Origin of the sequence: Streptomyces mashuensis, from assembly GCF_014654785.1 — a bacterium.
GTDB classification, from domain to species: Bacteria; Actinomycetota; Actinomycetes; order Streptomycetales; family Streptomycetaceae; genus Streptomyces; species Streptomyces mashuensis.
In genome coordinates, this window is sequence record NZ_BNBD01000001.1 from 675624 (window position 1) to 697622 (window position 21999).

The following is a 21999-nucleotide window of genomic DNA, read 5'->3' on the forward strand; positions in this document are numbered from 1 at the left end:
GACGGGGCGTTGCAGCGGGTCAGCCGGCCGGTCAGGTGAGGATGCGGCGGGCCGCAAGAATCTGGGGCTTCCAGTTCGCGAGCGTGGTGATGCGGACAACGTCACCGGTCTTCGGTGCATTGATGATCAGGCCGCTTCCGATGTACATCCCGACGTGTTCGGGCACGCTCGGGGTGCCGCGGGTGAAGAGCAGGTCGCCGGGCTTGAGACTGCCGACGGAGACGGCCTTGCCTTCGTTGACCTGCGTGTACGTGGTGCGGGAGATGTTCACGCCGGCGGCGTGGTAGGCCATCTGCATCAGCGAACTGCAATCGCACCGGCCCATGGGGTCCGGTCCGTGGCTGTTCTCGCAGGTGCCGCCCCACTGGTACGGGGTGTCGAGCTGTCCGAGAGCCCACCGGATCGCGGTCTGAATCTTCTTCGGAGCGTCCTTGGGGATCTCGTAGCCCTTGGGCACGGCGCCCGGCGGGATCGTGCCGAAGTTGCTGCCGTCCGCCCCCGTGGAGCAACCGCCCTTCGGAGTCTTGGATTTGTCTTTCGTGTCCTTGTTCGCGTTCTCGCTGGCGTCCGAGGCGGTCTTGCCACCGTTGGGAAGGGTCTTGATGATCGCTGACTGCAGGGCGCGGGCGAGCGGCTCCCACTGCGCGTATGCGTTCGGGAACGCTGATATCTGGACGGCCTGCGCGGCCTGGGTGACGGTCACCGACTCCCACCCGCGCACTTCGAGCAGCCCCTTGTAGAACTTGGTGCTGGCGTAGACCGGGTCAAGGATCTGAGCGGGGGTTCCCCAGCCTGCGGATGGCCGCTGCTGGAAGAGCCCCAGCGAATCGAGGTCGCCGTAGCGCAAGTTGCGCAAACGGGACTCCTGCATGGCGGTGGCCAGGGCGACGATCTGCCCGCGCTCGGGAATGTGCATCGCCACGCCCGTGGCCACGATCGTCTTGGCGTTGGGTATCTGCTCGGCGGGCAGTTCGAGCCCCTCGACGGTGACCTTGCCGCCGGCCTTCCCGCTGAGGATGTCCTTGACCTGTTTGGTGACTGCTTCGACGTCGACCGATCCGGCCTCGCCGCCGCAGTCTCCGTGAGCGGCATTGGCCGCGCCGCCGCCGGCTGCGGCGACCGCGGCGGTTCCGGCGAGCAGCAGGGGGCTGAGGACCGCGACACCGATGGTCGCGACGACGGCCTTCAACGCCACCTGCCCACACGGCTGTCAGCTCCGCCCGGCGGCGGAGGCATGGCCGGATGAGGACATGGGTGTGCCATGAAAGGGCCCTTCGGGGTGAGTGGAGCCGGTCCGGGCCTGCGTTCTTGTCCAAAGGAGCCCGGAACGGATCTGGTGGAAATGCATCGGTGACCGGCGCGGGGGAGTTGCAGCTCCCGGAGGGCGCCGGCACGAACGACGTCAGGTGTGCGGAGACATGGCGAGGAGAACTCTCCTTAAGGAGGGCGGTGGGTAAGGGGAGATGCCGCCCGGTGGGGCCGGTGCGGCATGACCAGAACTGTAGGGACGGACCGCCGGTTGCCCAAAAAGTTCGGCGCCCGGAACCGAAGTTTGAGGACTTTCCGGTTCGACCAGGGTCAACCGGGAATCGGCGTCTACAGTCTGGAGCCGCTGCGCCACCGCCCGCTGAATTCCCCAGGGCGAGCCTCTAGGCCCAGCACCCTCCACCCCGCTTTCCCCACCCGTGAATGGGGCTTCCTCATGCCTTTTTCCCTGCACCAGGGCGACGCCCTGTCCGTGCTTGCTTCGCTACCCGATGACAGTGTGGATGCCGTCATCACCGATCCGCCGTACAACAGCGGTGGCCGGACGGCCAAGGAGCGCACCTCGCGCACGGCTCGTCAGAAGTATGTCTCCGGCGATGCCGCCCACGCGCTGTCGGATTTCCCGGGCGAGAACATGGACCAGAGGTCCTTCACGTTCTGGCTGACGCAGATCCTCACCGAGGCGCACCGGGTGACACGGCCGTCGGGCACACTGCTGCTGTTCACCGACTGGCGGCAGGCCGGCTCGATGTCGGACGCGCTGCAGGCCGGCGGCTGGACCTGGCGGGGCACGCTGGCCTGGCACAAGCCCCAGGCCCGCCCTCAGAAGGGCCGCTTCACGCAGAATTGCGAATTCATCCACTGGGCGTCCAAGGGCGCGGTGGACGCTGAGCGTAACCCCGTCTACCTGCCGGGTATGTACTCCGCGTCCCAGCCGCGCAAGGACCGCAAGCACATCACCCAGAAGCCCGTTGAGGTGATGCGGGAGCTCGTGAAGATCTGCCCGCCCGGTGGCACCATCCTCGACTTCTGCGCAGGTTCCGGAACCACCGGCGTCGCCGCCCTGCTGGAGGGCTACGACTTCATCGGCGTCGAAAAGACCAAGCACTACACACAGATCGCCACCGAGCGGCTCACCGAGACACTGCGCCAGGTTTCCCGGCAGCAGGACTACACCCTCGCTGGCCCGGCCGAGTAACGCAGGAATGTATCCGTCTGATACCGGCAGGCCCGGCATTCGCATTCCGGCGCCGGGTGACGGAATTCCCTGCCGGGCTCATTCCGGGCGTTGAACGCCACCGAACTCGTCCCGTTCACTGAAGAGGACCTGTGTCTGATTCGCACGACCCGGCCGCGGGAGAGGCTCCCGAGCCGGTCCGCATCACCGATCTCGACTTGGCCGATCTGTCCGCCAGTGTGCGCAAGCTGATCGACCAGAGCCAGGAACAGGCCCGCGTCTTGGACAGCCTGGCCGCCGATCCGCCGCCGATACCGCTGCCCGGTCCCGACTTCACCGCTTTCGGCGCGGGACCGGCGCCCTCCGGGGGCGGGGAGCCGCTGTTCATCATGGCCATGGAAGGCCAGGCGTACGAAGCCGAACTCGACTCGCTCACCGACTGGGTCGACGACCTTCTTCTCCCCGTCTACGGCCGGGAGGTCACCTCCAGTGCGCCGTGGTGCCCATGGTGGGACCAGCACCCCGAGGCCGTCGCCCGCCTGCATGCTCTGTGGCTCGCCTGGCAGCAGCACATCGATCCCGAGGCCGGACCGTCCGGTCCGGCCACTTGGCACCGGGACCACCTCGACCACACCATGGCCCAGCTCCGCGCGCCCAACGGCCCGTTCGCGGCGTGCACCACCAACCCGGCCCGCCTGGCGCACCGCCTGCTGCCCGGCCCGAAGCCCACCACCGACCCGGTCCCCACCGCCGGCCACACCCTGGCCGCGTGACGCCGACGTGAGTTTCCCCAAGTTCATGTTCGCCGCCGACCCCCGCGCCCTGGACGACCTGCGCGAAGCACCGACCGACATCCGCGACCTGTCCCTTCTGGCGCTACAGGACCTCGTCCACGGTGAACAGCGGGGGCAGCGCCTGGACGAACGGTGGGGCCAGGACCTGTCCGACTGCCGCAAGCTTTACGTCGACGCCAAAGTCGACTGGCGCATCGTCTACCAGGAACGCCCTGCCCCGGCCGGCTCCCTGCACAAGCGCGAGATCTTCCTGATCGCCATGCGCCCTCGCGCCGGGTTCGAGGCGTACAACACCGCCTTCCACCGGCTCGGCAGAACCCGCACCACCACCCCGCGCGCCGAAGCCGCCCGCGCCCGCTCTCCCCGCAATGTGCCCCTTCGGGCGAAGGCGGCTTCCAGCGCACCAACGCCGGCTCGCACCCCAGCCGGGACCACACCCCATGCCCAGAAAGGCTCCTCCCGATGACGCTCCTCGTCGATCTCCTGCTCGACGCCCCGAACCCTGAGCAGCACTGTCCCCGAAGCGGAGTCGCGAGCACCCGCGGACGGGACATCTTCGAAGCCATCGAACGGGTCCGCCGCGCCGACGAGAACCTGGCCCAAGCCGTCGCCCGGGCTCTGAGCACCGACGGGACTGCGGTCAGCGAGAATCCCGTCCTTGACGAGGCCATTGAGTGGCCGATGCAGGTGCTGGTCGGCGTCGACCTGCTCGTCGACCCGATCGCCTTCGACGACCAGAAGAGTGCAGGGCGCGCCGTCCATCCATCGCCGACCCTATGCGCTTGTGAAGCGCCCGGCACAGGACCCCTCCGCGAGATCCTTCGGGCATGCCGCGGTGCATTCTCCGCCCACGGCGACCCCACAGCGCTGTCGACGACCGCCCTGCTCGACTCCTGCCACCCCGGCATGCTGGCCCAACGCGCGGATACGACGACCCCTGAGTTCACCGCACGCGACCTGGCCGAGCAGCTCAAGCCGCTCGGTATCCGACCCGGCAACGTCACCGTCTCCCGCGGCGTGCGACGCAAGGGCTACCGTTACGCCGACTTCGTCGACGCCTGGCTCCGCCATACCCCCGACCTGTCGGTGGACCGCCACGTATCCGGTTGCCGCCCGTGAGCACCGGACGGACAGCCGGAGCCCCGGCCGCCACCGTGCCGACGCACCTCGACGCCAGGGTGGAGAGCGCCACCGGGTGGACCATCGAAGCTCTGTGGTCGACCGGCATGCACGCCTGCAGCGAACTGGCGGAGGTGGCCGCCGCCCACCGTGCCTTGTCGGATGCCGAGCGGGCCGTCACGTTCCATCGCACTCTGCTGCACCGGATCTCCAGCAGCGAGTTCCACGTCGACCAGGCCCTGTTCACCCGGATTCACCGCACCGTCGCCCAGCTGCAGGACGCCGCCGCACACCGCGACGCCCGAGCCGCTGACCTGCTGCGCGCGCTCCAGCCCATCGAAGAGCGCAACCGCGAGCAGCAGGTGTACTCCAGTGTCGGCCTTCTCCAGTCCGACTACGCGGCGCTCGTGGCCCTGGCCCCCGGCGGGGCAGTACTGCGTGAGCACCTGCTGACCCACCGCATGTCCATCACCACCTCGTCGGGCGGCCGCATCACCTGGCCGACGCTCCAGCGACTCGAAGCCCAGGGCCTGGTGAGCCGGGATGCCACGCACTCCCTCCAGGCCGGCCAGCCGATCGCCCTGACCGACTCCGGTCGCGCCTGTCTGACGCGCCGCACGACACCAGCAGCACGTTCCGCACGGACAGCAGCCGTCGGTGTGCGTACGACTCGACACCATCGACGCTGACGAACCACGGCATGCCGAAACCACGACTGAAGAACGCCGTTGAACACGCCCGACCTTCACCTGCCCGACCTCTTCGCACAGGACTTTCGCCTCGACGGCTACACCCTGGCCACCGGGAGCGACGAGGACCACTTCCTCGGCCTCGTCACCGACCACGACGACCTGACTCCGCTGATCGCCCACCACACCCCCGACGGCGCCCGCAGCTATCTCGTCCTGCACGACGGCGCCGCCATCTGGGACGTGCCGGGCACCGCGCAACTGATTGCCGTAGTGGTCAGCCGAGACCTCGGCAGCCAGACGCTTTGTTTTGAGAGCGAGCGCCACCCCGTTCTCCCGCTGGCGCAGCGGTGGCTGATCGCTCACGGTGCGGTCCCGGACGCTGTTCGCCTCCCGGCTCAGTGGGGCGGGCCCAAGCCGACTGACACCCTGACCAGTGTGCTGGAGGAGCAGCTGCTGACCTCCGGCGACCGCTATGAGGTTCTTGACCACTACACCGGTGATTGCGGCGAGTACGAGACATACGTGCTGGTTCACGACAAGGACCCCGCGAGCGCCGGGCAGCCGTACCGCCTCTTCCTGGAACAGATGGCGTCGGCGAGTGACACCTACACCCTGCGCGAAGGCGCCTTCCGTACCGAAGACGGCGCGCGGGAGTGGATGGCGGAGCGCGGCGGGCCGTTGCCGGCACCGCACATGGTTCCCGGCGCGCTCGCGGTGCCCCGGACCCAGGCTGCCCGGGCGGCCACCCGCAGGACCTCCTGCCCGTCACCCGCCCCTTGGCCGCCGGCCGCGCCGTTGCCGCCCGCTCCAGGGCCCGGTCGCCACCGCTGACCGAGAAGGCCACGGCCCTCTGGCGGCCCGACTGCCTGGGGCATGAGGTGCCTGGTTATAGCGCGAAATCACCGGTTACCCAAACCGGCTGAAATCCGGACCCTGGAACTTCCCGCGCATCCGGTTCAGGAGTGGAGCAATGAACGACGACGAGGTGATGGTGCTGCTCGGCGAGCGGATCGAGCAGTCCTTCGGCAGCGACCTCACCGACCTTCGGCAGCCGGCGCCCGGTGTGCCCCTCGCGGAGATCGCCGAGGCGTACGCCCGGCTCGTCGAACTGCAGCAGACGCTCGAGGGGCTGCACCACGTGCTCCTGGAGCGTCTGGACGGAGCGCAAGACGGCGACCTGACCGAGGTCGGTGGGCAGGAGCTGCTGGAGGCGGCTTCCGCGGTCACCGAAGCCATGGCTTCCCGTGACGCGCAGGCCACGGCCTTGCTCCAGCTCGTCGACACTCACGCAGCCGCCCCGCCGACCGGCCCGGTATCGGAGCAGGCAAGGAGGGCAGCGGCTGCCGCCGCCCACTCCCCGCACTACCCGCTCACCACCCCACCCGCTCCTGCCGCAAGTCCGGGTTCACCTGCAGCCGTGCGTTCGGGTGCGGTGGCCCGTCGCCGCTGACATGCAAGTGCCGACCCGTAGTTGATGAAGAGGTTCACGTGAGCACTGCGCTCCGCCCGTCCAGCCGGGACGCCGCTATCGAGGCTGCCTTCGGCCACAGCATCCAGGACCTGAACCAACAGCAGGCCATCGCACCGGCCTCGCCGGCCTTGCAGCGCATGCTGGAAATGCGGTCGTTCCTCACCGCAGTCGAGAGCCACCTGGACGAGGTACTCAACCGCATCCACACCGCTACCGCCCCGGGCCAGGAGCCCGTGGCCGAGGACCTTGCCGTCGACCTCCAGTGGCTGACGGCTGCCACCAGGACCAGAGATCAATACCGGCAGTCCATCGACCAACTGCTGCGCGTCATGCCCGCCTCTTCCGCCCGCACCCACCTTGCCCGCCCCACCGCCGCCCCCGCGCCGGCGCGGCCGGCAGCGACCGCTCAGGCCGGTCCGGCAGTACGCCGGATGCGCTGACCCCCTGACCGTGAAAGCTCTCCCTGGTGTGGACCACGACGCCGCCGAGATCCAGCGGCACATCGAAGACGCCTATGGATATCCCCTGCCCCGCCTGCGCGAATACACCCGGACTCACCCCGAAACGCCCCCTTCGCTGACCGCCCTCCTGACCATCCACGGCGACCTCGAACTCGCCGAGCGTGCCGTCGATTTTCACCTCGACCGCCTGCGCGGTTTCGTCGAACCCGGGCGACCACTCGGCGGCTTCGACACCAGCCACATCCTCGACTGCGCACAACGCCTCGCCCAGGCCCATGCCACCCGCAAGGCACACGTTGCCGCCGCCACCGTCCTGCTCGGCCCCCGTGTGGCCACAGCCACCACACCCGGCACGCCACATCCCGCCCCGCGGGCCTCCTCCACACGCACCCGCTGACCTGGAGCCATCGATGACCATGAGCACGTTCACGTCCACCAACACGCGCATCAACGACCTGCGGCGCGTGGAGGAGTCGCTGGCCATGATTGCTCCACGCTGGAGCGTGCGGATCCTGCACACCCTGGACCAGGACACCCCCCTGCGCTTCACCGAAGTCAAGCAGTGCCTGCCGCAGATGCAGGACCCCTCCCTCTCCCAGCGCCTGGCCGCCCTGGCCGACCACGGTCTCGTCGACCGCACAGCGTCCGGCAGGCGTCCGGTCTACTACGAACTCACCGAGCGGGGACGCGACCTCGCTCCCGTACACGACGCCCTGACCGCTTGGGCCACCGCATGCCTCGAACACACCGGCCACGCAACCGAGGCCGAGCACGCCGAGGATGCACTCAAACTCATCAGTCCACGTCATGCCACCGCCGTCCTGTGGGCCCTTCAGCAGAACGGGCCCATGCGCAGTGGCGAACTCTCTCGCGAGGTGACTCCGGGCATGTCACCGATGGTAATGACCTCCCGCCTGCGCCACCTAGGAGCCGATGGCCTCGTCGAGCGCGTCACTGATAGCCACCGTTCCCCTTACCGACTCACCCCTGCCGCACATGCCCTGGGCCCGGTCTACACCGCGCTCTCCGCCTGGGCTGCAGGCAGGCCAGCCACCTCCGCCCACCATCCGGTCTGGGCACCGGCGCACACGTCACAGCAGCGTTCGTCGGCCCCGGCCCTATGGAAGAGGGAGCAGCGGCAGGAACAGCGAACCGTTGCTGCGGCGGCCACGGCCACCAGTCCGGGCACCCCCGCCTTCTCCAACGCCACGCCCATGCCGCCGCGCACGACGCCTGCCATCAATGCCCAGCGGGTCGCCCCCGCGTGGCGGAAGGTTGACCTGTTCTCCCACGGCACCCGCACCCTGCTGACGAACCAGGCCCTTGTGGCCAGCGGCCGGTCCCGATGACGAACGCCGCAGACTTCAGAGGTGCCGAGGGGGCACGGGCCGCGCGCGCCATCGTGGCCCGTGCCCCGTTCCGGGCCGCCGCCGGCCACGACGACTACGTCCGCGGGCCGAACACCTGGACCACCCGTCCAAGCTGCTCCGCCTGAATACGGAGACCTCGCTGGCCATGCCCGGCGCTCTCACACCGCCTCCGGCTCGTGCTGGGGCCGGACTGCACTATGCCGCCCCGTTCGAGGTCGGCTGTCCACCGCATCGCAGGAGTACCACCCACCACATGCGCACACGCACCACCTTCCGAACCGCCCGCCTGGTCTCCACAGCTGTTGCCGCCGGCGTCGCGGGCACCCTGGCCTGGACCCCGGCTGCCCAGGCCGCCGATGCCAAGCCCGTCTCCTTCGGCCCCGGCTATACCATCCCAGACTCCGACGGGAACGCCGCCGCCTCCCACATCGGCGCCTACGGTCCGCCCGGGATCACCGTGTGGGGCGAGAGCGAGACGTACTGCGCGGACCCGGAGCGAAAGGGTCCGCAGGCCGCCGGCGGCTACACCGGCCCGAAGACCGTCTCCCACTGGATCTCCTCCGAGACCGGGCAGGCCGTGCCCGACGCCCATGTCGCCTATGCGAGTTATGTGATCGCCAAGTACGGGCAGACCCGCTCCGACGAGCAGGCCGCTGCCGTCGACGCCACCGTCTACGAGTTCCTGGCCGCCGGAAAGTACGCGCTCGAGGGCTCCCGCGGCAAGCAGCGCCTGGCCTACCCGAACGTCTCCCGGACGGCGCGCACGCTGGCCGAGGGCTACATCGCCGAGGCGAAGAAGCTCGCCGGTCCGTACACCCTGCACATCAAGCCCAGCGTGGAGAAGACCGCCGCCGGCACGAAGGTGGCGGTGTCCGTGGAGGTCACCGCCACGCTCTCCGGCGCGAAGGTACCCGGCGTGAAGGTCGCTCTGTCCGAGTCCGGGGCCGGCACCGCCAGCGGCACGGTCACCACCGGCAACGACGGCACCGCCCGTTGGGAGTTCACCACCAGCACGGCAGGCGAGGCCACCGTGAAGGCGACAGCGAGCGGCCTGCCGGGTTCCCAGCTGAAGGTCCTCGAACCCCGCGACAGCTCCGCACAGCGGATGCTGCTCGCCGGCGACACCACGGCCGCCGAAGACACCACGAAGGTCACCGTCACCCCGGCCACCGGCGGCGTCGAGATCCACAAGACCGACCCCGGCAAGGCGAAGATGGCCGGCGCCGCCTTCCAGCTCCTCGACCCGGCCACCGGCAAGGTCGTCGCCGAAGGAAAGACCAACACCGACGGCGTCCTCGTCTTCGGCAACCTCGCGCCCGGAAAGTACCGTCTGCACGAGACCGACAGCGGCGATGCGATCCACGCCCTGGTCCCCGACCAGGACGTCGTCATCACCGAGGGGCAGTCGGCGAAGGCCCACCCGATCACCGTCGTCGACCCCTTCAAGGAAGCCGACCTGCTCGTCAAGAAGATCGACAAGAAGTCCGGCAGGGCACTGCCGGGTGCGGTCATCGAGATCGACACCGACACCGTCGACGCCGCAGGAAAGCACCAGCCGGGCAAGAAGGTCACGCAGGTGACCACCGGCAAGGACGGTACCGCGAAGATCAAGCTCGGCGTCGATCTGAAGGACGGCACCCGCTACTTGGCCAAGGAGACCAAGGCCCCCGACCACTACGAACTGAACACCGTCCCCGAGCAGTTCACTGCCAAGCCGGGCGAGCAGCTCGTCGTCACGGTCGCCGACACCCCCGTCCCGCCCACCACGCCACCGACGACCCCGCCCACCACGCCTCCCACCACACCGCCCCACCACCCCGACAAGCCCAAGACCCCTGACACGCCCGACACCCCCGGCGGCGCCCTGGCTCACACCGGTGCCGAGACCACTGCCTGGGCTCTGGGCGGAGCCGCCGCGCTGCTGCTCGCCGGAGGCGGAGCCCTGTGGGCGACCCGCCGCCGGCAGAAGGCCGCCGCCGAAGACGAGACCCCTGACTCGGAGCAGTAAGCCCTCCCCGTCCGCGGCCGGGAGATACCACTGCTCCCGGCCGCCGGGACGGACAGCACCCTCAACCCCTGGAGCGAGTCCCGCATGCCTTCCTGCATATCCACCCGCACCGCCCGCCTTGTCATCGCCACGGCCGCCGCCGGAGTGGCCGGCATCCTGGCCTGGGCCCCCGCTGCCCAGGCGGCGCCCGCCGCAGCCGTCCCGCAGGATGGGGCCCGGCAGAAGATCACCGACCTCGTCAACAAGGAGCGCCACGAGGCCGGATGTGCCCCGGTGCGCCTGAACGACCAGCTGAACCTGGCCGCTCAGCGCCACTCCGACGACATGGCCAACCGCCACTTCTTCAGCCACACCAACCCCGACGGCCCCGGCCCCGGCAAGCGCATCACCGCCGCCGGATACCGATGGACCGCCTACGGCGAGAACATCGCCTACGGACAGCCGACCGCGGCCGACGTCATGAACGACTGGATGCACAGCGACGGCCACCGCGAGAACATCCTCGACTGCTCCTTCACGGAGATCGGCGTCGGTATCAACCACGCCCCGGGTGGGCCCCGCTGGACACAGGAGTTCGGCGCGCGATAGCCGACGAAGCCCCGCGCCTCGCGCCGCTCCTGGCGGCCCTGCCGCGCAGCCCGCCTGCCTCCCGGCCAGCACGGCGCTCCCGACAGGACCCGGCTCCCGGCCAGCCCCGGCCGTCAGCAGCAGGGCACAGGTACCCCGATTCCCGTTCCATGCCGTAACGCGGCGCCCCGCCTCGCCCCGAGCGGGGCGCCGCACATCTCCGGAGGCACGCAATCCCCCCGTCTCCCTTCAAGGACCCGTACCAGGAGTACCTCGTTGCCCCGCGCCACCTCGCCGGCTCCACTGCCATCGGCGACCTGGGACTTCAGCCCCTGCGCGACCTGGGCTGGTCCCTGCACAACGACGACCTCGGCAACGTCTACCTCTCCTCTCCCGACCACCGGATCCGCCTCGGCTACATACCCGAGGGCGAAGACGACGCCCTGTGGCGCATCAACGCCCACGACGACGCCTTCGGCCCCACACGCTGGGCGGCGACCTTCAACACCGCAGCCCCCACCGAATTCGTCACCGCCTTCACCACCGCCCTCGCGACCGCGTACACCCAAGGCCCCGACGCCTACCTCCACGCCGCCCGCGGACCCGCGCACACCGCCGTAGAACCGCTGCTCGCCCAGGGATGGACGACCGCACCCTCACGGACCGCCCTCTTCGACGTCCGAGCTCCCGACGGCAAAGCCGGGCTCGCCTACGACCGGCGCGTGCTGGACCACCACCGGGAGATGACCACCAACGACACCCGCTGGTACCTCTGGGGCGGCACCACACCCGACCGGCCTGACTGGTACGCCACCTTCTCAACCGGCACCCCCGTCCACCTTGTCGCCGCCACCACCACAGCCATCGCCGACCCCACCCCCGTCATTCGCTACACCGGCGAGATGAGCCGCTTCACCAAGACCCACGCCCAGCTCACCCCCATCCCGCCGCCCATCCCCACCCCGCTGGACGTACGACGCGCCCACGCTGCCCGGGCCCGCACCACCGCTGTCCGCCACCCCAGCACCACGGTGCCCCCGACGGCTCCGTCGCCGACTTACGTGCCTGCGGGCCACAGGAGCCGGTGAGATGCGCCAAGGGTTTGCCGCCGAAGGCGCTTTGAGGCAGATATCCGGGGGCACCGCTCGCGCCCCCCGTTCCCCCGACTGCTGAATACTTCGTATGAAGGCCCTCAACCCAAGCGCTGCTTGGGTTGAGGGCCTTCGTCGTGCTGGCAAGCGTGGTTCTCCCGGCATAGCAGAGAATCGCCCGGACATTGGAGATCAGCTGACAGCAGACGCGCAAGGGCCGCACTGGAGTGGTGAACCTCCCGAGACCCATGTCAAAGTCGCTTTGGCGAGAACAACCCCAGGTCTAGAAAGGGAGTTAGAGCAATGGCAATCGAATTGCCCACTCCGGGATTCCGCACCACCATCCAAGCCCTCCGCTTGCGCGAGTGGCCACTCGGCCCCGGCAACGCTAATAAAGTCATGGACCAATTCCATGACACTGACTACAAGTTCGTGGTCGATGACAGAGCAGACGTTCACATCGCTTCGAAGGACGGCCGACTCTACCTCGGGTACTTTCCCGACGGGCGGCCAGGAGGGCAAGGCGAGGGATGGAAAATCGCCGTCACCGGCACCGAACACGTACGCGGCTGGACAGCAACCTTCGAGCCCGACACCCCGGCCGAGCTCGTCGCCGCCTTCGTCAACGCGGTGATCTCCGGCTCCCGGCCACGCTCCTACGCCGCGTAAACCATCCAACCCAGACCCCACCGCCCGTACCCCGAGGAGAACTCCATGCCCTGTGACATCACCGTGCGTGAGCTCATCCACCGCCTGCAGACCTACGACGCAGACCGCATCGTCCGTCTCGCCATCGCCCCCGACTTCCCCTTCGCGCATTACCTCGGTGCCCTCACCGAAGGACACGACGACGCCGGCCTGCACTGCGTCTTCCTCGGCGACGGCGGACAGCAGAGCTACCTGCCCCGCCCGGTCGCCGTAGCCCTGCGGTGGACCCCCGACACCACCGGTCAGCGAGAACGGCGGCGCGCAGTACCCGCAATCTCACGCTGACCCAACCCATCACCGACCACCCACACCGATCAACGGAGCCGTCCCTGCCCCCGACAGACCCCGACCCAGCCCACAACGCTCGCTGTACCGCCCTCCGGCCCGACACGCACGGCGCGTTTCTCGTCTCCCCGCGCTACCTCGCCGGAGACGACGGCCTACTCGGCGACAGCGTCACCGACGCCCTCGTTGCCGCCGGATGGAGCTGCTGGACCACCCGCAGCCAGACACGCCACCTCTTCGATACCGACCAACTCCGAGGCGCCGAATGGCTCCCCGGCCATCCCAACGTCCTCTTCGACGGAGATCCCGTGCTCTGGGAATTCTTCGCCCGCACCGACCCCACGGCGCCGCCACAGTGGACCGCCTACTTCACCGCCCGCGTCCCCCACGAACTCGTGACCGCCTTCGCCACCGCACTGGCCACCGCGCCCGACGTCACCCGAGGCATCGAACCCGGCTGTATTCCGCTTCAGCCCCTCGCCGACGCCCACTGGTCCACCGACCCCACCGACGCCGGCAACACCTACTATGCCCCGAAACTCCAAGCATGGGTGACCTACGGAGCACTCTCCGAGGCGATCGAAGACGGCAACCCCCTGCCCGGACTCCCCGGATACCTCTCCTGGGCCCAGACCGACGACCACCTCCCGCACCACTGGTGCGCGGCCTTCAGCCCCTCCACCCCGCAAAACTTGGTCACCGCGTTCACCACCGCGCTCGCCGACCCTGCCCCCGTGCCGCGCTCCGCCCTACCTGAGGGCAGCATGGGACACATCACCATCAGCCTGCCTCGCTGACCTGCGTGCGCGCTGGTTGCACGCCACACGGTTCGCCCAAGGAAAACCCGCGCCCACCACTCTGCTGTGCGTTGTTCGGCAGCGGTGGCCCTGACCGTTGTCACTGCACGGGCGGAGAATCGGCGGATGGCCTTCGAACCGACGGCGGCTGGCGAGTCCGAGACCCTCGCCACTGCCTTACGCGCGTACCTGTCCAAGACCCGCTTCACCTTCACTGGCTTGACCGGCAAGGAGACAACCCGGTGCATCACCCGCGCGGTAGCGGAGTGGGCGAAGGCGTCCGGATGGAGGATCAGGTGTGAGGCGCCAATGCGCTACATCGACCCGCCTCGTGCACTGGGCGCGGGCTGCCGTATCTGCTGGTCGCCGCCCTGGTCCGCCTACCTGGATTTCCGCTTGGTTCGCAAGGACGGCCCTCCAGTCGCCCTTGAGATAGACCGCGCGGAGGACAGTACTGCCGTGGACAAGCTCCGTGATGAGGCCCTGCGCGGGCACCCTGCGCTGTGGGTCCGCTGGCACGGAGCGCTGCGTGCCGAGCTCCCGGCCGGTGTTGCCCGCCTACACCTGCCGGCACGGTCGAGCCGCTCTCCCGTCCGGTACTCGCTGGCCCCGGTCACCGGCACAGCGGCGATCACCCTCGGCGAGGCTGTCACGCCCAAAGCGCGAGCAGACGCCCTGCACCGGGACCAGCAGCGGATAGCGGAAGAGAAACGCGCTGCCGCCCTCCCCCGGGACGGCGGCCCCATCCGGTGCCCTTAGGGGTTTCAGCACAATGATCCGAAGGAGGCGGCCCAGGAGAACGGAGCGGCTGATCGTCTGGCACACCCGGTGCCTGAGGCTGGACATCGTAGAGGTAGCCACGGATCCGTCAGCGAGCCGGATGAGCAGGGAAGAGCCGCTCATCCGGCTCGTGCCGCACTGGTCGCGTCAACAACCAAGCGGGGATGCCAGGGGGCCTTGTCCGGATCAAGAGACAGGGATGCCCAGTGGCACGTCAGCATCTATGGGACGCCCGACGCTGAAGACACTTTGCCGTGCGCCGCCTAAGACCTGTCAAGGTGATCCCTGACAGCCGCCCCCTCAAGACCTGCCCTGACCTGGCCGTTCTCGTCCAGAGAACGATTCTTCAAAATGCGCTTCAGGCTACAATTTTTGAAGAAAGGAGACGCACATTCTTCAGACTCTGTCAGAGTGGGTTGTTGGCTGGCCTCGAAGCGTAGAAGATGACAGTGATCGGCCGGGCGGCGTCAACCGTCCCGGCTGAAACAAGTCCTTGTCCGGATCAGTAGACCCTCCATTGTTCGGGGCGGTGCATGTGCCGTCCCCCGATTGTGAAGGATGCTCGTGTTCGACAATAGTGCTTCTAGCCTCGCCGGTTTTCTTCTGTGCGTCCACGGTCCTGCCGAGCAGGGGGAAGGGCAGGTGTCTTTGCGTGATCTGCCGTTGGTGGCGCTGGCCCTACTGAGCCTCATCCTCGTGGCCCTGCTCCTTCTGGCTGCGCTGGGGTGGTCGGCATCCGCTGCGCTGTGCGCAATTGGTAGCGCCGGCCTCATTGCAGCGGAGCTGCGGAACCGTCTGGCCTGACCGCCGGGGGCGCCGACGGCGGCGCCCCCTTCGGGCTTCCTGGACGGAGGTAAAAGCCGTGGCCCGCTTCAGTAGCAAACTTCCAGCGACCGATAAAGCGCCCCACCGTGTTTTGCTTGCCCGACAATTACGTGAACTGCGGCATTGTCAGCGCCTGACACAGCAGCAGCTGGCGGAACTGTCGGGTCTGTCGACCGGCACCATTTCGACAGCGGAGAGTGGTCTTCTGGCACCCAGTACGAGAACGGTGACGGATTACGTGCTCGCCTGCGGCGAACTCGACCTCAGCCCCTGGCTCACACGCCGCGAGGCTGCAGCGCGCGAGTATGCGGCCGACCGCGCCGAGCAGAAGATGCAGCAGCGGCGAGCCCTTGCGCGTGACGACCGTCACCGTCAGGTGTGGCGCTCCACGTGGGAACGCTGGGAGCGAACGAGGAAGCTCACGCCTCCGTCCCACGCCTGTGGTTCCAGCTCCTTGCCGTTCTGGCTGGAGGGCCTGCGTAATTACCGATCACTTTCGTATCGGGCTCTTGCGCGTAAGAGTGACTACTCTCATTCGACTCTGACCGCCATGGGTCGTGGGCATCAACCTGTTACGGTCCGAGGGCTAACGGCTTTCTTGCAGGCGTGTGGTGTCCTCACCTTCTCCGAGCAGATCGAATGGCTAAATCTTCTCGAACGCACCAGCTCCAGTCCTCGCCGAGCGATGGACGCAGCGCTGGAGCAGGAACGACTTAGAAGCCTCATGGATCCAAGGAGTGGTGATGGAAGAGTCAACTCCATGACATGCCTGGATGCGGAGGATACCTCGGACTGGCAGCGTGGTCGCCCCGCGTGGCGGATGAAGTATGCGATCACTGTTGATCATCAAGTGATGAGAAATAACCTACAGGCCCTCGGTCGCTACTATGGCGGTACCTTTATTCCTGTTCTTGCGCACCATACTGGACTCCCTGCTAAGTCCATAAAAAACTATCTGGACGGGGGAGGTCTCACGGTAGACGGCAAGAACCGCCTGGCGGCAGCCCTCATGCGTATTGGTAAAACTCCACCGAACCGTGATGCTCTGCACGTCATCCTGCCTCCCCAAGCGGTCGGGAGGCCCGCCTCTGGCGCACGTACTCAGCCGGGAGGATACGGGCGAATGAAAGGAAATGCCCCGCGCTCCTCTGATTATGTTCCCTATTGGAGATAGGCGCCAGTGAAGGTGCCGTCGTAGCCCAGGAAGCGCACAGCGTGGCTGAAGTCCTGTGCCACGGCTGCCACGGGCCCCATCAGGGCCTCGAACTGCTCTGCCGACATGCGCGGTTCGGGCCAGGTGCGGGTGCAGCGGCAGCGGATGCACATGCCTTCGGCTGTCTTGATTACCATCCACTCCCTGTCTGCCCCGCACTGATGGCAGACTACTGTCGTATTGGCGATGACCAGCGGGCCGGGGTGGGGGAACGCCAGGAAGGACACCGCCGTCCGGTCCACCCGTAGCTCCGCCGGAATATCGACGGATTCCGGGGAGGAGCCTGTCTCCGCCGGAGCGGCGGGTTGCTGCTCAGAGGAGCCAGATTTCCCGCTGCGCCAGAACATCCAGTGTCCTCCCTACTGCGTTTGCCGTTTGCTGTTTTAGGATCGGCCACGAGTGCCGGGTCGGGCCACTTGCAGTTCGGCGTGCATCAGCGAGCGTTCCTCCCGTCCCGGCGGTGATCGCTGGGAGGCATCGGACGCGCAGTCCGGGTAGCTGTTGCCGGTGGCACGGTGGTTGTGGCCTGCGGGGTGTGGGCGTGCAGGTTGGCGATGCGGCGTACGCGCCAGACCAGTACGTCGCTGACAGAGCCAGCGGAGTCCAGTTCGCGCTGGCCGGCGGCCTCGCGGAGGAGAGCGGCGGGGTCGGCCCCGGCTCGTGCAGCATCGCTGAGGGTGGCGGCCAGGGCGTCCCAGCCCCTTTCGGTCAGCACGGTCTCAGCGAGGTGCGGGAGCACGGTGCGCACCGTCGTCTCGTACCGGGCGCGGGTGGTTTTCGGCAGGCGTCGGCCTCGGCCGCGCAGTGTGGTCAGCGGTGCATGAGCGGCGGAGTTGTAGGCGGCGCGCAGGTGCTCGGCAGCCTGGCGGGCGGCTGCGGCCTGCTGGGCGTGCTGATGCTCGGCGTGCCAGCGAGCCGCGGCCACCACGACGAGGAGCAGTGTGGAGAGCACCATGGCGGTGGCTGCTCCGTCTTCTCCGCGGCCGAGGGAGGGTCCGGCGTAGACGATTTCCCGGGCGGCCTTGCGCAGTGCGCGCGCTTCGGCGTGCTGGGCGCGGATGTGGGAACGACTGGCGCGCTCGAAGGCACGTGCTGCCAGCCGCAGTTCTTCGCGTGTAGTGGCAGCGGACGTTTTGGCGAGGGTGTCGAGAATCTCGCCGACGGCCGAGAGCTGGGCTGCTGCTGCGCCGTCATCGCCCTCGTTGTCGAGGAGGAGCACGGCGTCCCAGATAGAGGTTGTCGCCGCGCGGCGGGCCGAGGCTGGACCGATCGGCCGGGAGCGGATCGTGCTCTCCTCGCCCGAGTCCGGTGCGCCGACACGTTCCTCGGTTCCGGAGGTGAGGCGTTCGCGGATGCGGGGGAGGGAGAGATCGGGTGCCAGTTTCGACCCGGAGTAGAAAACGGGCTGGCCGTCCTTGTTGCGGTCGCCGGGCAGAGCGACGGTGTAGCCGAGCAGGTCGCCCGATGGCGCGGTGCGGGTGCGGACGAGGAGGCCGGAGGCGGCGAGGCGGTCGAAGAACTCCGCTTCGGTGTTCGCGCCAGCCACAGCCCGGCGTACGCTCTCGCGCAGTTCCTCCCGTGGAGTCTGCTCGCGGCACTGCCGGTCAGCCTTGTGGCGCTCGGCGCTGGTGGGTCGTTGAGCGGCGGTCCTGTCACCGGTGTTGAGCCGGCGCAGCCCGAAGTCGGCTTCGATACGGCGGGCTTCCTCCTGTGAGCGGCCGGCGTCGTTGTGGATCCGCGGCTTGCGCCCGTCCTCGCGCATGAGGGTGGCGATGATGTGGACGTGGTCGTGCGCGTGGCGTACGGCGGCCCAGCGGCACCCGGCCCCGTCGCCGGTGTCGATGCCGGTGGCAGCCACCATGCGCCGGGCGATCTCGCCCCACTGGTCATCGGCGAGCACCGGGTCGTCGGGGGCGGAACGGATCGAAAGGTGCCATACGTGCTTGTCCGGGCGCCGGTCGGCGGCGACGGCCATCACGGGCTGGTCGAGCAGCTGCTGCAGCTGCTTGTACGTGGCCTGCGGGTCCCGGCCCGGGTCGGGGGCCATTCCGTCCCAGGAGGCGACCAGATGAGGGTCGATGTGCTCCTCATGGGTGCCGGGCCCGTACAGGTAGGCGAGCAAGCCGATGGTGCGGCTGCCGCGTTTGTGGACTCGAGGGATCACGCTGGAGTGCCTTAGCGGTCGATCAGCTGCTGGGCGGCGGCCTCGACGCGCTGGACTGCGCGGCGGACGGCCTGGAGGACGACCTCGGCATGCGGGGCATCGGCACCCGAGTTGAGCGCTTTCGTCACCTGGTTGAGGTTGTTGCCGATGTAGCCGAGATGCCGTCGGGCGGCGAATAGCTCGGAGATCACTTCGCGCTCGGAAGCGACTTCAGCCGCAGTGCGTTCGAGGTCGCGGGCGGCAGTGAGCGCGCAGTGTGCGAGGAAGCCGGCGACGGTCATGCCGGCGGCCTTCGCCCCGGCGGTGATGCGGGCGAGCTCTTCGTCGTTCAGGCGGGCGTTGCGAACGTGGGTGCGCTGGCCCTGGCTGCGCGGTCCGCGCTGGTAGGGGCGGCGACGGACAGGGAGCTCGGCGCGCTCGAGGTGCTCGCGCGAGGAGGCGTGGCACGCGTGATACTCCGCCTCGTGCTGCGGCCCGCCCTCGGTCGCAGCCTCTTCCTCTGGTGCCCCCTGGTGCCGGAGGGCCTCCTCCGCCCGCTGGGCGGAGGCCCCTTTGGATACTCCACCACCGGTGGAGTATCCAAAGGTATAACTTGCTCGGCCCTGTGCCGAGTTGGGCGCCTGTGGCGGGCCGTGGTGAACCGGGGGCGATGCGCGGTCGCTCATCGCGGTGCTCCGTCAGAGTCGCGCAGCTGCTGCTGGAGCGTGGCGGCCAGGACGAGGACTTCGCGGGCGTCGCGCAGCAGCCACACCGTGCTGCCGGGGCAGAGCTGGGCGAGCCATTGGCCGTCTGGGCCTTCGACCGCGGCGTGCACGAGACCGAAGCGCATCAGGACGTCGACCCACGCGGCGGCCTCCAGGCCGGTGTTCTTCTGCACGGGCGTCGGGCGGTGTTTCATGTGCGCGTCCATTTCTTCGATGGGGGAGCGGGGTGGGCTCGACGGCTTGGCCGCTCCCTCGTGGCGTTTGGAATGTCCGGTCAGCCGCATTCGCGGCAGCGGCCGAGGTGCCGGTTCAGGGCGCGGGCCATGGCGTGGCGGGTGGTCTGGGCGCTGCTGTGGCAGGACCTGCCCATCGGGCTGTGCACCGCGCGCTCGGCGCGGAGCTCGTAGCCGGCGATTTCGCGTTCGAAGGCGGTCCGGATGGTGCGGAAGCGGTGGCAGTGGTGCACGGAGAGGGTCCTTGGTCGTTCGCGCGGTGCGCGGCAGGCCGGAGCGGGTCGGCCAGCCGCGCACTGCGGGGATGGGGGAGTCGGAGCGTCAGGCGGCTTCGGCGCGCAGGCGCTGGAGGATCAGGCCCAGGCGCTGGTTGCTGACCTGGATCTGCTGCTCCCGCAGTCCGCCCCGGACGACGGTCCGGTTGATGCGGCCTTCACGCCGGACCGCGGCACGGGCGATGGGGAGGAGCTGCTCGAGATCCTGCTCGTCACCATCGCCATCGTGCGGACCGGGCGCGGACCGGTCCGCACCTTCCCGGTCCGCAGCGGAGCCGGTCCACCGACCGTCGTCGACGGCGCTCAGCGGTGCGGACCGCTCCTGCGGACTGGTCCCCGCTTCCTGGTCCGCGGGCTGGCCCGCGCTGGGGGTGCTGGTCCGCTGGTCCGCTGCGGACCGGTCCGCCGAACCTGTGGACGGTCCACCGGGTGTCTGATCGCCTGCAGCCGGCGGAGCGTCAGTGGGGCCCTTCGCACGAGCGGACCGGTCCGCTCGGCCGACCGGGAACATGGGGCTGGCCACCTCGTCCTGCGGGTGCGGCCGGGCGCGTTCGCGATCCGGAGCCGGGTGCCGGCTCTGCCGTCCGCTGCCCGTAGTGGTCCGCGGTCCGCCGGCGGTGCGGACCGGTCCGCTGGCCGCTCCGGAGTCTCCGCTGTGGCGTGGACCGCTTCGCGCGGTCCGGTCCGGCCGGCTGGCCGCGTGCTCTTGCTCAGTGGACTGGTCCGCATCCGCGGTCCACTGGTCCGTGTCGGCAGAAGCCTGCGTGCGGACCGGTCCGTCGGTGTCGTCTGACAGGTGGGTGCGGACCGTGTCCGCGGACCGGTCCCCGCCCGTGGAATGGTCCGGGCGGACCGGTCCACGCCAGCTGGCTCCGACAGCGTGCTGGTGGCGGGTGATGAGGATGTAGAGGTGGACGGCGCCGGCGAGCGCGAGCGGAGCCAGGGTGGACAGGACGCCGACAGTGAGGTCGCCGAGACGTAGACCGGCGCCGGAGACATGGTTGATCTGGTTGAGGCGGACGGCGTGCAGGGCGTTGGCCCAGATGCTGGCCGCAGTCGCGGTGCCGAACAGCACCCATATATAGAGGCGGGCTCTCCAGGGCGCCGTCCGGGTGACGATCAGCGCGCGGACGCCGTAGCCGATGAACCCGTCGACCAGGAGGGGGAAGAGGTAGGTGAGCAGGCCGCGGATGTGGATGGCGGTGGCCATCTGCTGCAGCGCGTCGTAGGAGATGGCGCAGCCGGCGGCACCGAGGAGCAGGATGGCGGCGCGGTCCCAGCCGCCGACCTCGGCGGTGGTGGGGTGGGCGTGGGTCACGCTGCCTCGCCGAGGCTGTCGCGGTCGATCGCTGCACCGAGCGGTTCGGTCACGGTCGTCGCGGGGGCGCCTGCTGGTCGGCCGTCGGTCTTGGTGCCGTCCCAGTAGCGGTCGCGTTCCTCGACCTCCAGGTGCGCGGTGCGCAGGAGGTCGGTCGCCCAGTCCTCGCTGACGTTCAGGGTCCAGGCGAGCTGTTCGGCGGAGAAGCCAAGCTGGTAGGCGCGGCGGGCGACGGCGGTGCGCTCGGCGTTGCTGAGGTGGACGTCCATGCCACGCAGCCGGGCAGCGATGCGGTCACGGTCCAGGCGGCGGGCGAGTTGGTCGTGCAGGGGGCGGCGCTCGGCCTCGGTCAGGCCGCCGCGGATGCCATGGACGCTCTCGCTTTCGAGGGCGGCGTCCAGGCAGATCCGGCGTACGGGGCACTGGGCGCACAGTGCTTTGGCCTGGGCGATGTCCTTACGGGCGCGGGGGGTGGGGAAGAACAGCTGGTCCGCGGTCTGCGGGTCGAGGCTGCTGCAGGTGGCCTTGTCGTGCCAGGAGTGGTCGCCCAGTCGACGGAAGTCGGTCGAGGGCAGGGTGGTGGTACGGGCGTGCATGCTGGTGGCTCCGTTCGCCCCCAGGGCGCTGTGCGGGTAGCGCTCGGCCAGGGGTTCGGGTCTGCGGAGATGTTCGAGGGGATGC

General features: G+C 69.0%; 26 protein-coding genes. 18 read left to right on the forward strand and 8 right to left on the reverse strand.

Annotated elements, in window-relative coordinates; translation table 11 throughout:
* Positions 1–31: 31 nt before the first annotated feature.
* Positions 32–1189, reverse strand: coding sequence for a C40 family peptidase (locus IE305_RS02660; protein WP_190128185.1), 1158 nt, complete (start codon positions 1187–1189; stop codon positions 32–34).
* A gap of 513 nt (positions 1190–1702) precedes the next feature.
* Here IE305_RS02660 and IE305_RS02665 point away from each other — a divergent pair.
* From IE305_RS02665 to IE305_RS02750, 18 genes are all read left to right on the forward strand, one after another.
* Positions 1703–2464, forward strand: coding sequence for a DNA-methyltransferase (locus IE305_RS02665; RefSeq protein WP_190127699.1), 762 nt, complete (start codon positions 1703–1705; stop codon positions 2462–2464).
* Between the two features lie 131 nt (positions 2465–2595).
* Positions 2596–3216 carry a DUF4913 domain-containing protein gene (locus IE305_RS02670; protein WP_190127700.1) on the forward strand — a complete coding sequence of 207 codons (621 nt, stop codon included), beginning with the start codon at positions 2596–2598 and terminating at the stop codon, positions 3214–3216.
* A 25-nt stretch (positions 3217–3241) separates the two neighbouring features.
* The gene (locus tag IE305_RS02675) at positions 3242–3703 is read left to right on the forward strand and encodes a hypothetical protein (protein WP_190127701.1); all 462 of its coding nucleotides are present in this window, start codon (positions 3242–3244) and stop codon (positions 3701–3703) included.
* A complete protein-coding gene (locus tag IE305_RS02680; RefSeq protein ID WP_190127702.1) occupies positions 3700–4356 on the forward strand; it encodes a DUF3631 domain-containing protein in 657 nt (218 codons plus the stop codon). The genes IE305_RS02675 and IE305_RS02680 overlap by 4 nt, the downstream gene beginning before the upstream one ends.
* Positions 4353–5045 carry a hypothetical protein gene (locus IE305_RS02685; protein ID WP_229890446.1) on the forward strand — a complete coding sequence of 231 codons (693 nt, stop codon included), beginning with the start codon at positions 4353–4355 and terminating at the stop codon, positions 5043–5045. The genes IE305_RS02680 and IE305_RS02685 overlap by 4 nt, the downstream gene beginning before the upstream one ends.
* A 39-nt stretch (positions 5046–5084) precedes the next feature.
* Positions 5085–5879 (forward strand): hypothetical protein, encoded by a 795-nt coding sequence (locus tag IE305_RS02690; RefSeq protein ID WP_190127703.1) that lies wholly within the window; start codon positions 5085–5087, stop codon positions 5877–5879.
* Between the two features lie 139 nt (positions 5880–6018).
* On the forward strand, positions 6019–6498 hold the full coding sequence (locus IE305_RS02695; protein ID WP_190127704.1) for a hypothetical protein: 480 nt from the start codon (positions 6019–6021) through the stop codon (positions 6496–6498).
* A gap of 38 nt (positions 6499–6536) precedes the next feature.
* Positions 6537–6959 (forward strand): hypothetical protein, encoded by a 423-nt coding sequence (locus tag IE305_RS02700; RefSeq protein WP_190127705.1) that lies wholly within the window; start codon positions 6537–6539, stop codon positions 6957–6959.
* Between the two features lie 10 nt (positions 6960–6969).
* Positions 6970–7377, forward strand: a complete 408-nt coding sequence (locus IE305_RS02705) for a hypothetical protein (RefSeq protein ID WP_190127706.1) — start codon at positions 6970–6972, stop codon at positions 7375–7377.
* A 13-nt stretch (positions 7378–7390) separates the two neighbouring features.
* A complete protein-coding gene (locus IE305_RS02710; RefSeq protein WP_190127707.1) occupies positions 7391–8329 on the forward strand; it encodes a winged helix-turn-helix transcriptional regulator in 939 nt (312 codons plus the stop codon).
* A 274-nt stretch (positions 8330–8603) separates the two neighbouring features.
* Positions 8604–10358, forward strand: coding sequence for an MSCRAMM family protein (locus IE305_RS02715; RefSeq protein WP_190127708.1), 1755 nt, complete (start codon positions 8604–8606; stop codon positions 10356–10358).
* An 84-nt stretch (positions 10359–10442) separates the two neighbouring features.
* Complete coding sequence (locus tag IE305_RS02720) at positions 10443–10946, forward strand: CAP domain-containing protein (protein WP_190127709.1); 504 nt, start codon at positions 10443–10445, stop codon at positions 10944–10946.
* 332 nt (positions 10947–11278) lie between these two features.
* Positions 11279–12013, forward strand: coding sequence for an SPDY domain-containing protein (locus IE305_RS33415; RefSeq protein ID WP_268255853.1), 735 nt, complete (start codon positions 11279–11281; stop codon positions 12011–12013).
* Positions 12014–12319: 306 nt separating this feature from the next.
* Entirely contained in the window at positions 12320–12685 is a 366-nt protein-coding gene (locus IE305_RS02730) for an SPDY domain-containing protein (RefSeq protein WP_190127710.1), read from the forward strand.
* A gap of 45 nt (positions 12686–12730) precedes the next feature.
* Positions 12731–13009: a hypothetical protein gene (locus IE305_RS02735; RefSeq protein WP_190127711.1), complete on the forward strand. Its 279-nt coding sequence runs from the start codon at positions 12731–12733 to the stop codon at positions 13007–13009.
* Complete coding sequence (locus IE305_RS02740; RefSeq protein ID WP_190127712.1) at positions 12946–13806, forward strand: SPDY domain-containing protein; 861 nt, start codon at positions 12946–12948, stop codon at positions 13804–13806. Before IE305_RS02735 ends, IE305_RS02740 begins: the two co-directional genes overlap by 64 nt.
* A 1344-nt stretch (positions 13807–15150) precedes the next feature.
* Positions 15151–15390, forward strand: coding sequence for a hypothetical protein (locus IE305_RS02745; RefSeq protein ID WP_190127713.1), 240 nt, complete (start codon positions 15151–15153; stop codon positions 15388–15390).
* A gap of 58 nt (positions 15391–15448) precedes the next feature.
* The gene (locus IE305_RS02750; protein WP_190127714.1) at positions 15449–16585 is read left to right on the forward strand and encodes a helix-turn-helix transcriptional regulator; all 1137 of its coding nucleotides are present in this window, start codon (positions 15449–15451) and stop codon (positions 16583–16585) included.
* Here IE305_RS02750 and IE305_RS02755 read toward each other — a convergent pair.
* From IE305_RS02755 to IE305_RS02785, 7 genes are all read right to left on the reverse strand, one after another.
* Positions 16573–16971 carry a hypothetical protein gene (locus tag IE305_RS02755; RefSeq protein WP_190127715.1) on the reverse strand — a complete coding sequence of 133 codons (399 nt, stop codon included), beginning with the start codon at positions 16969–16971 and terminating at the stop codon, positions 16573–16575. The two genes, IE305_RS02750 and IE305_RS02755, sit on opposite strands and share 13 nt — an antisense overlap.
* An 86-nt stretch (positions 16972–17057) precedes the next feature.
* Entirely contained in the window at positions 17058–18788 is a 1731-nt protein-coding gene (locus IE305_RS02760; RefSeq protein ID WP_190127716.1) for a relaxase/mobilization nuclease domain-containing protein, read from the reverse strand.
* Positions 18789–18799: 11 nt separating this feature from the next.
* Complete coding sequence (locus tag IE305_RS02765; RefSeq protein ID WP_190127717.1) at positions 18800–19453, reverse strand: plasmid mobilization protein; 654 nt, start codon at positions 19451–19453, stop codon at positions 18800–18802.
* The gene (locus IE305_RS02770) at positions 19450–19686 is read right to left on the reverse strand and encodes a hypothetical protein (RefSeq protein ID WP_229890450.1); all 237 of its coding nucleotides are present in this window, start codon (positions 19684–19686) and stop codon (positions 19450–19452) included. Before IE305_RS02770 ends, IE305_RS02765 begins: the two co-directional genes overlap by 4 nt.
* A gap of 80 nt (positions 19687–19766) precedes the next feature.
* On the reverse strand, positions 19767–19958 hold the full coding sequence (locus IE305_RS02775; RefSeq protein ID WP_190127719.1) for a hypothetical protein: 192 nt from the start codon (positions 19956–19958) through the stop codon (positions 19767–19769).
* 88 nt (positions 19959–20046) lie between these two features.
* On the reverse strand, positions 20047–21318 hold the full coding sequence (locus tag IE305_RS32775; protein ID WP_229890452.1) for a DUF2637 domain-containing protein: 1272 nt from the start codon (positions 21316–21318) through the stop codon (positions 20047–20049).
* Positions 21315–21914 carry a WhiB family transcriptional regulator gene (locus IE305_RS02785; RefSeq protein ID WP_190127720.1) on the reverse strand — a complete coding sequence of 200 codons (600 nt, stop codon included), beginning with the start codon at positions 21912–21914 and terminating at the stop codon, positions 21315–21317. The genes IE305_RS32775 and IE305_RS02785 overlap by 4 nt, the downstream gene beginning before the upstream one ends.
* Positions 21915–21999: the final 85 nt, after the last annotated feature.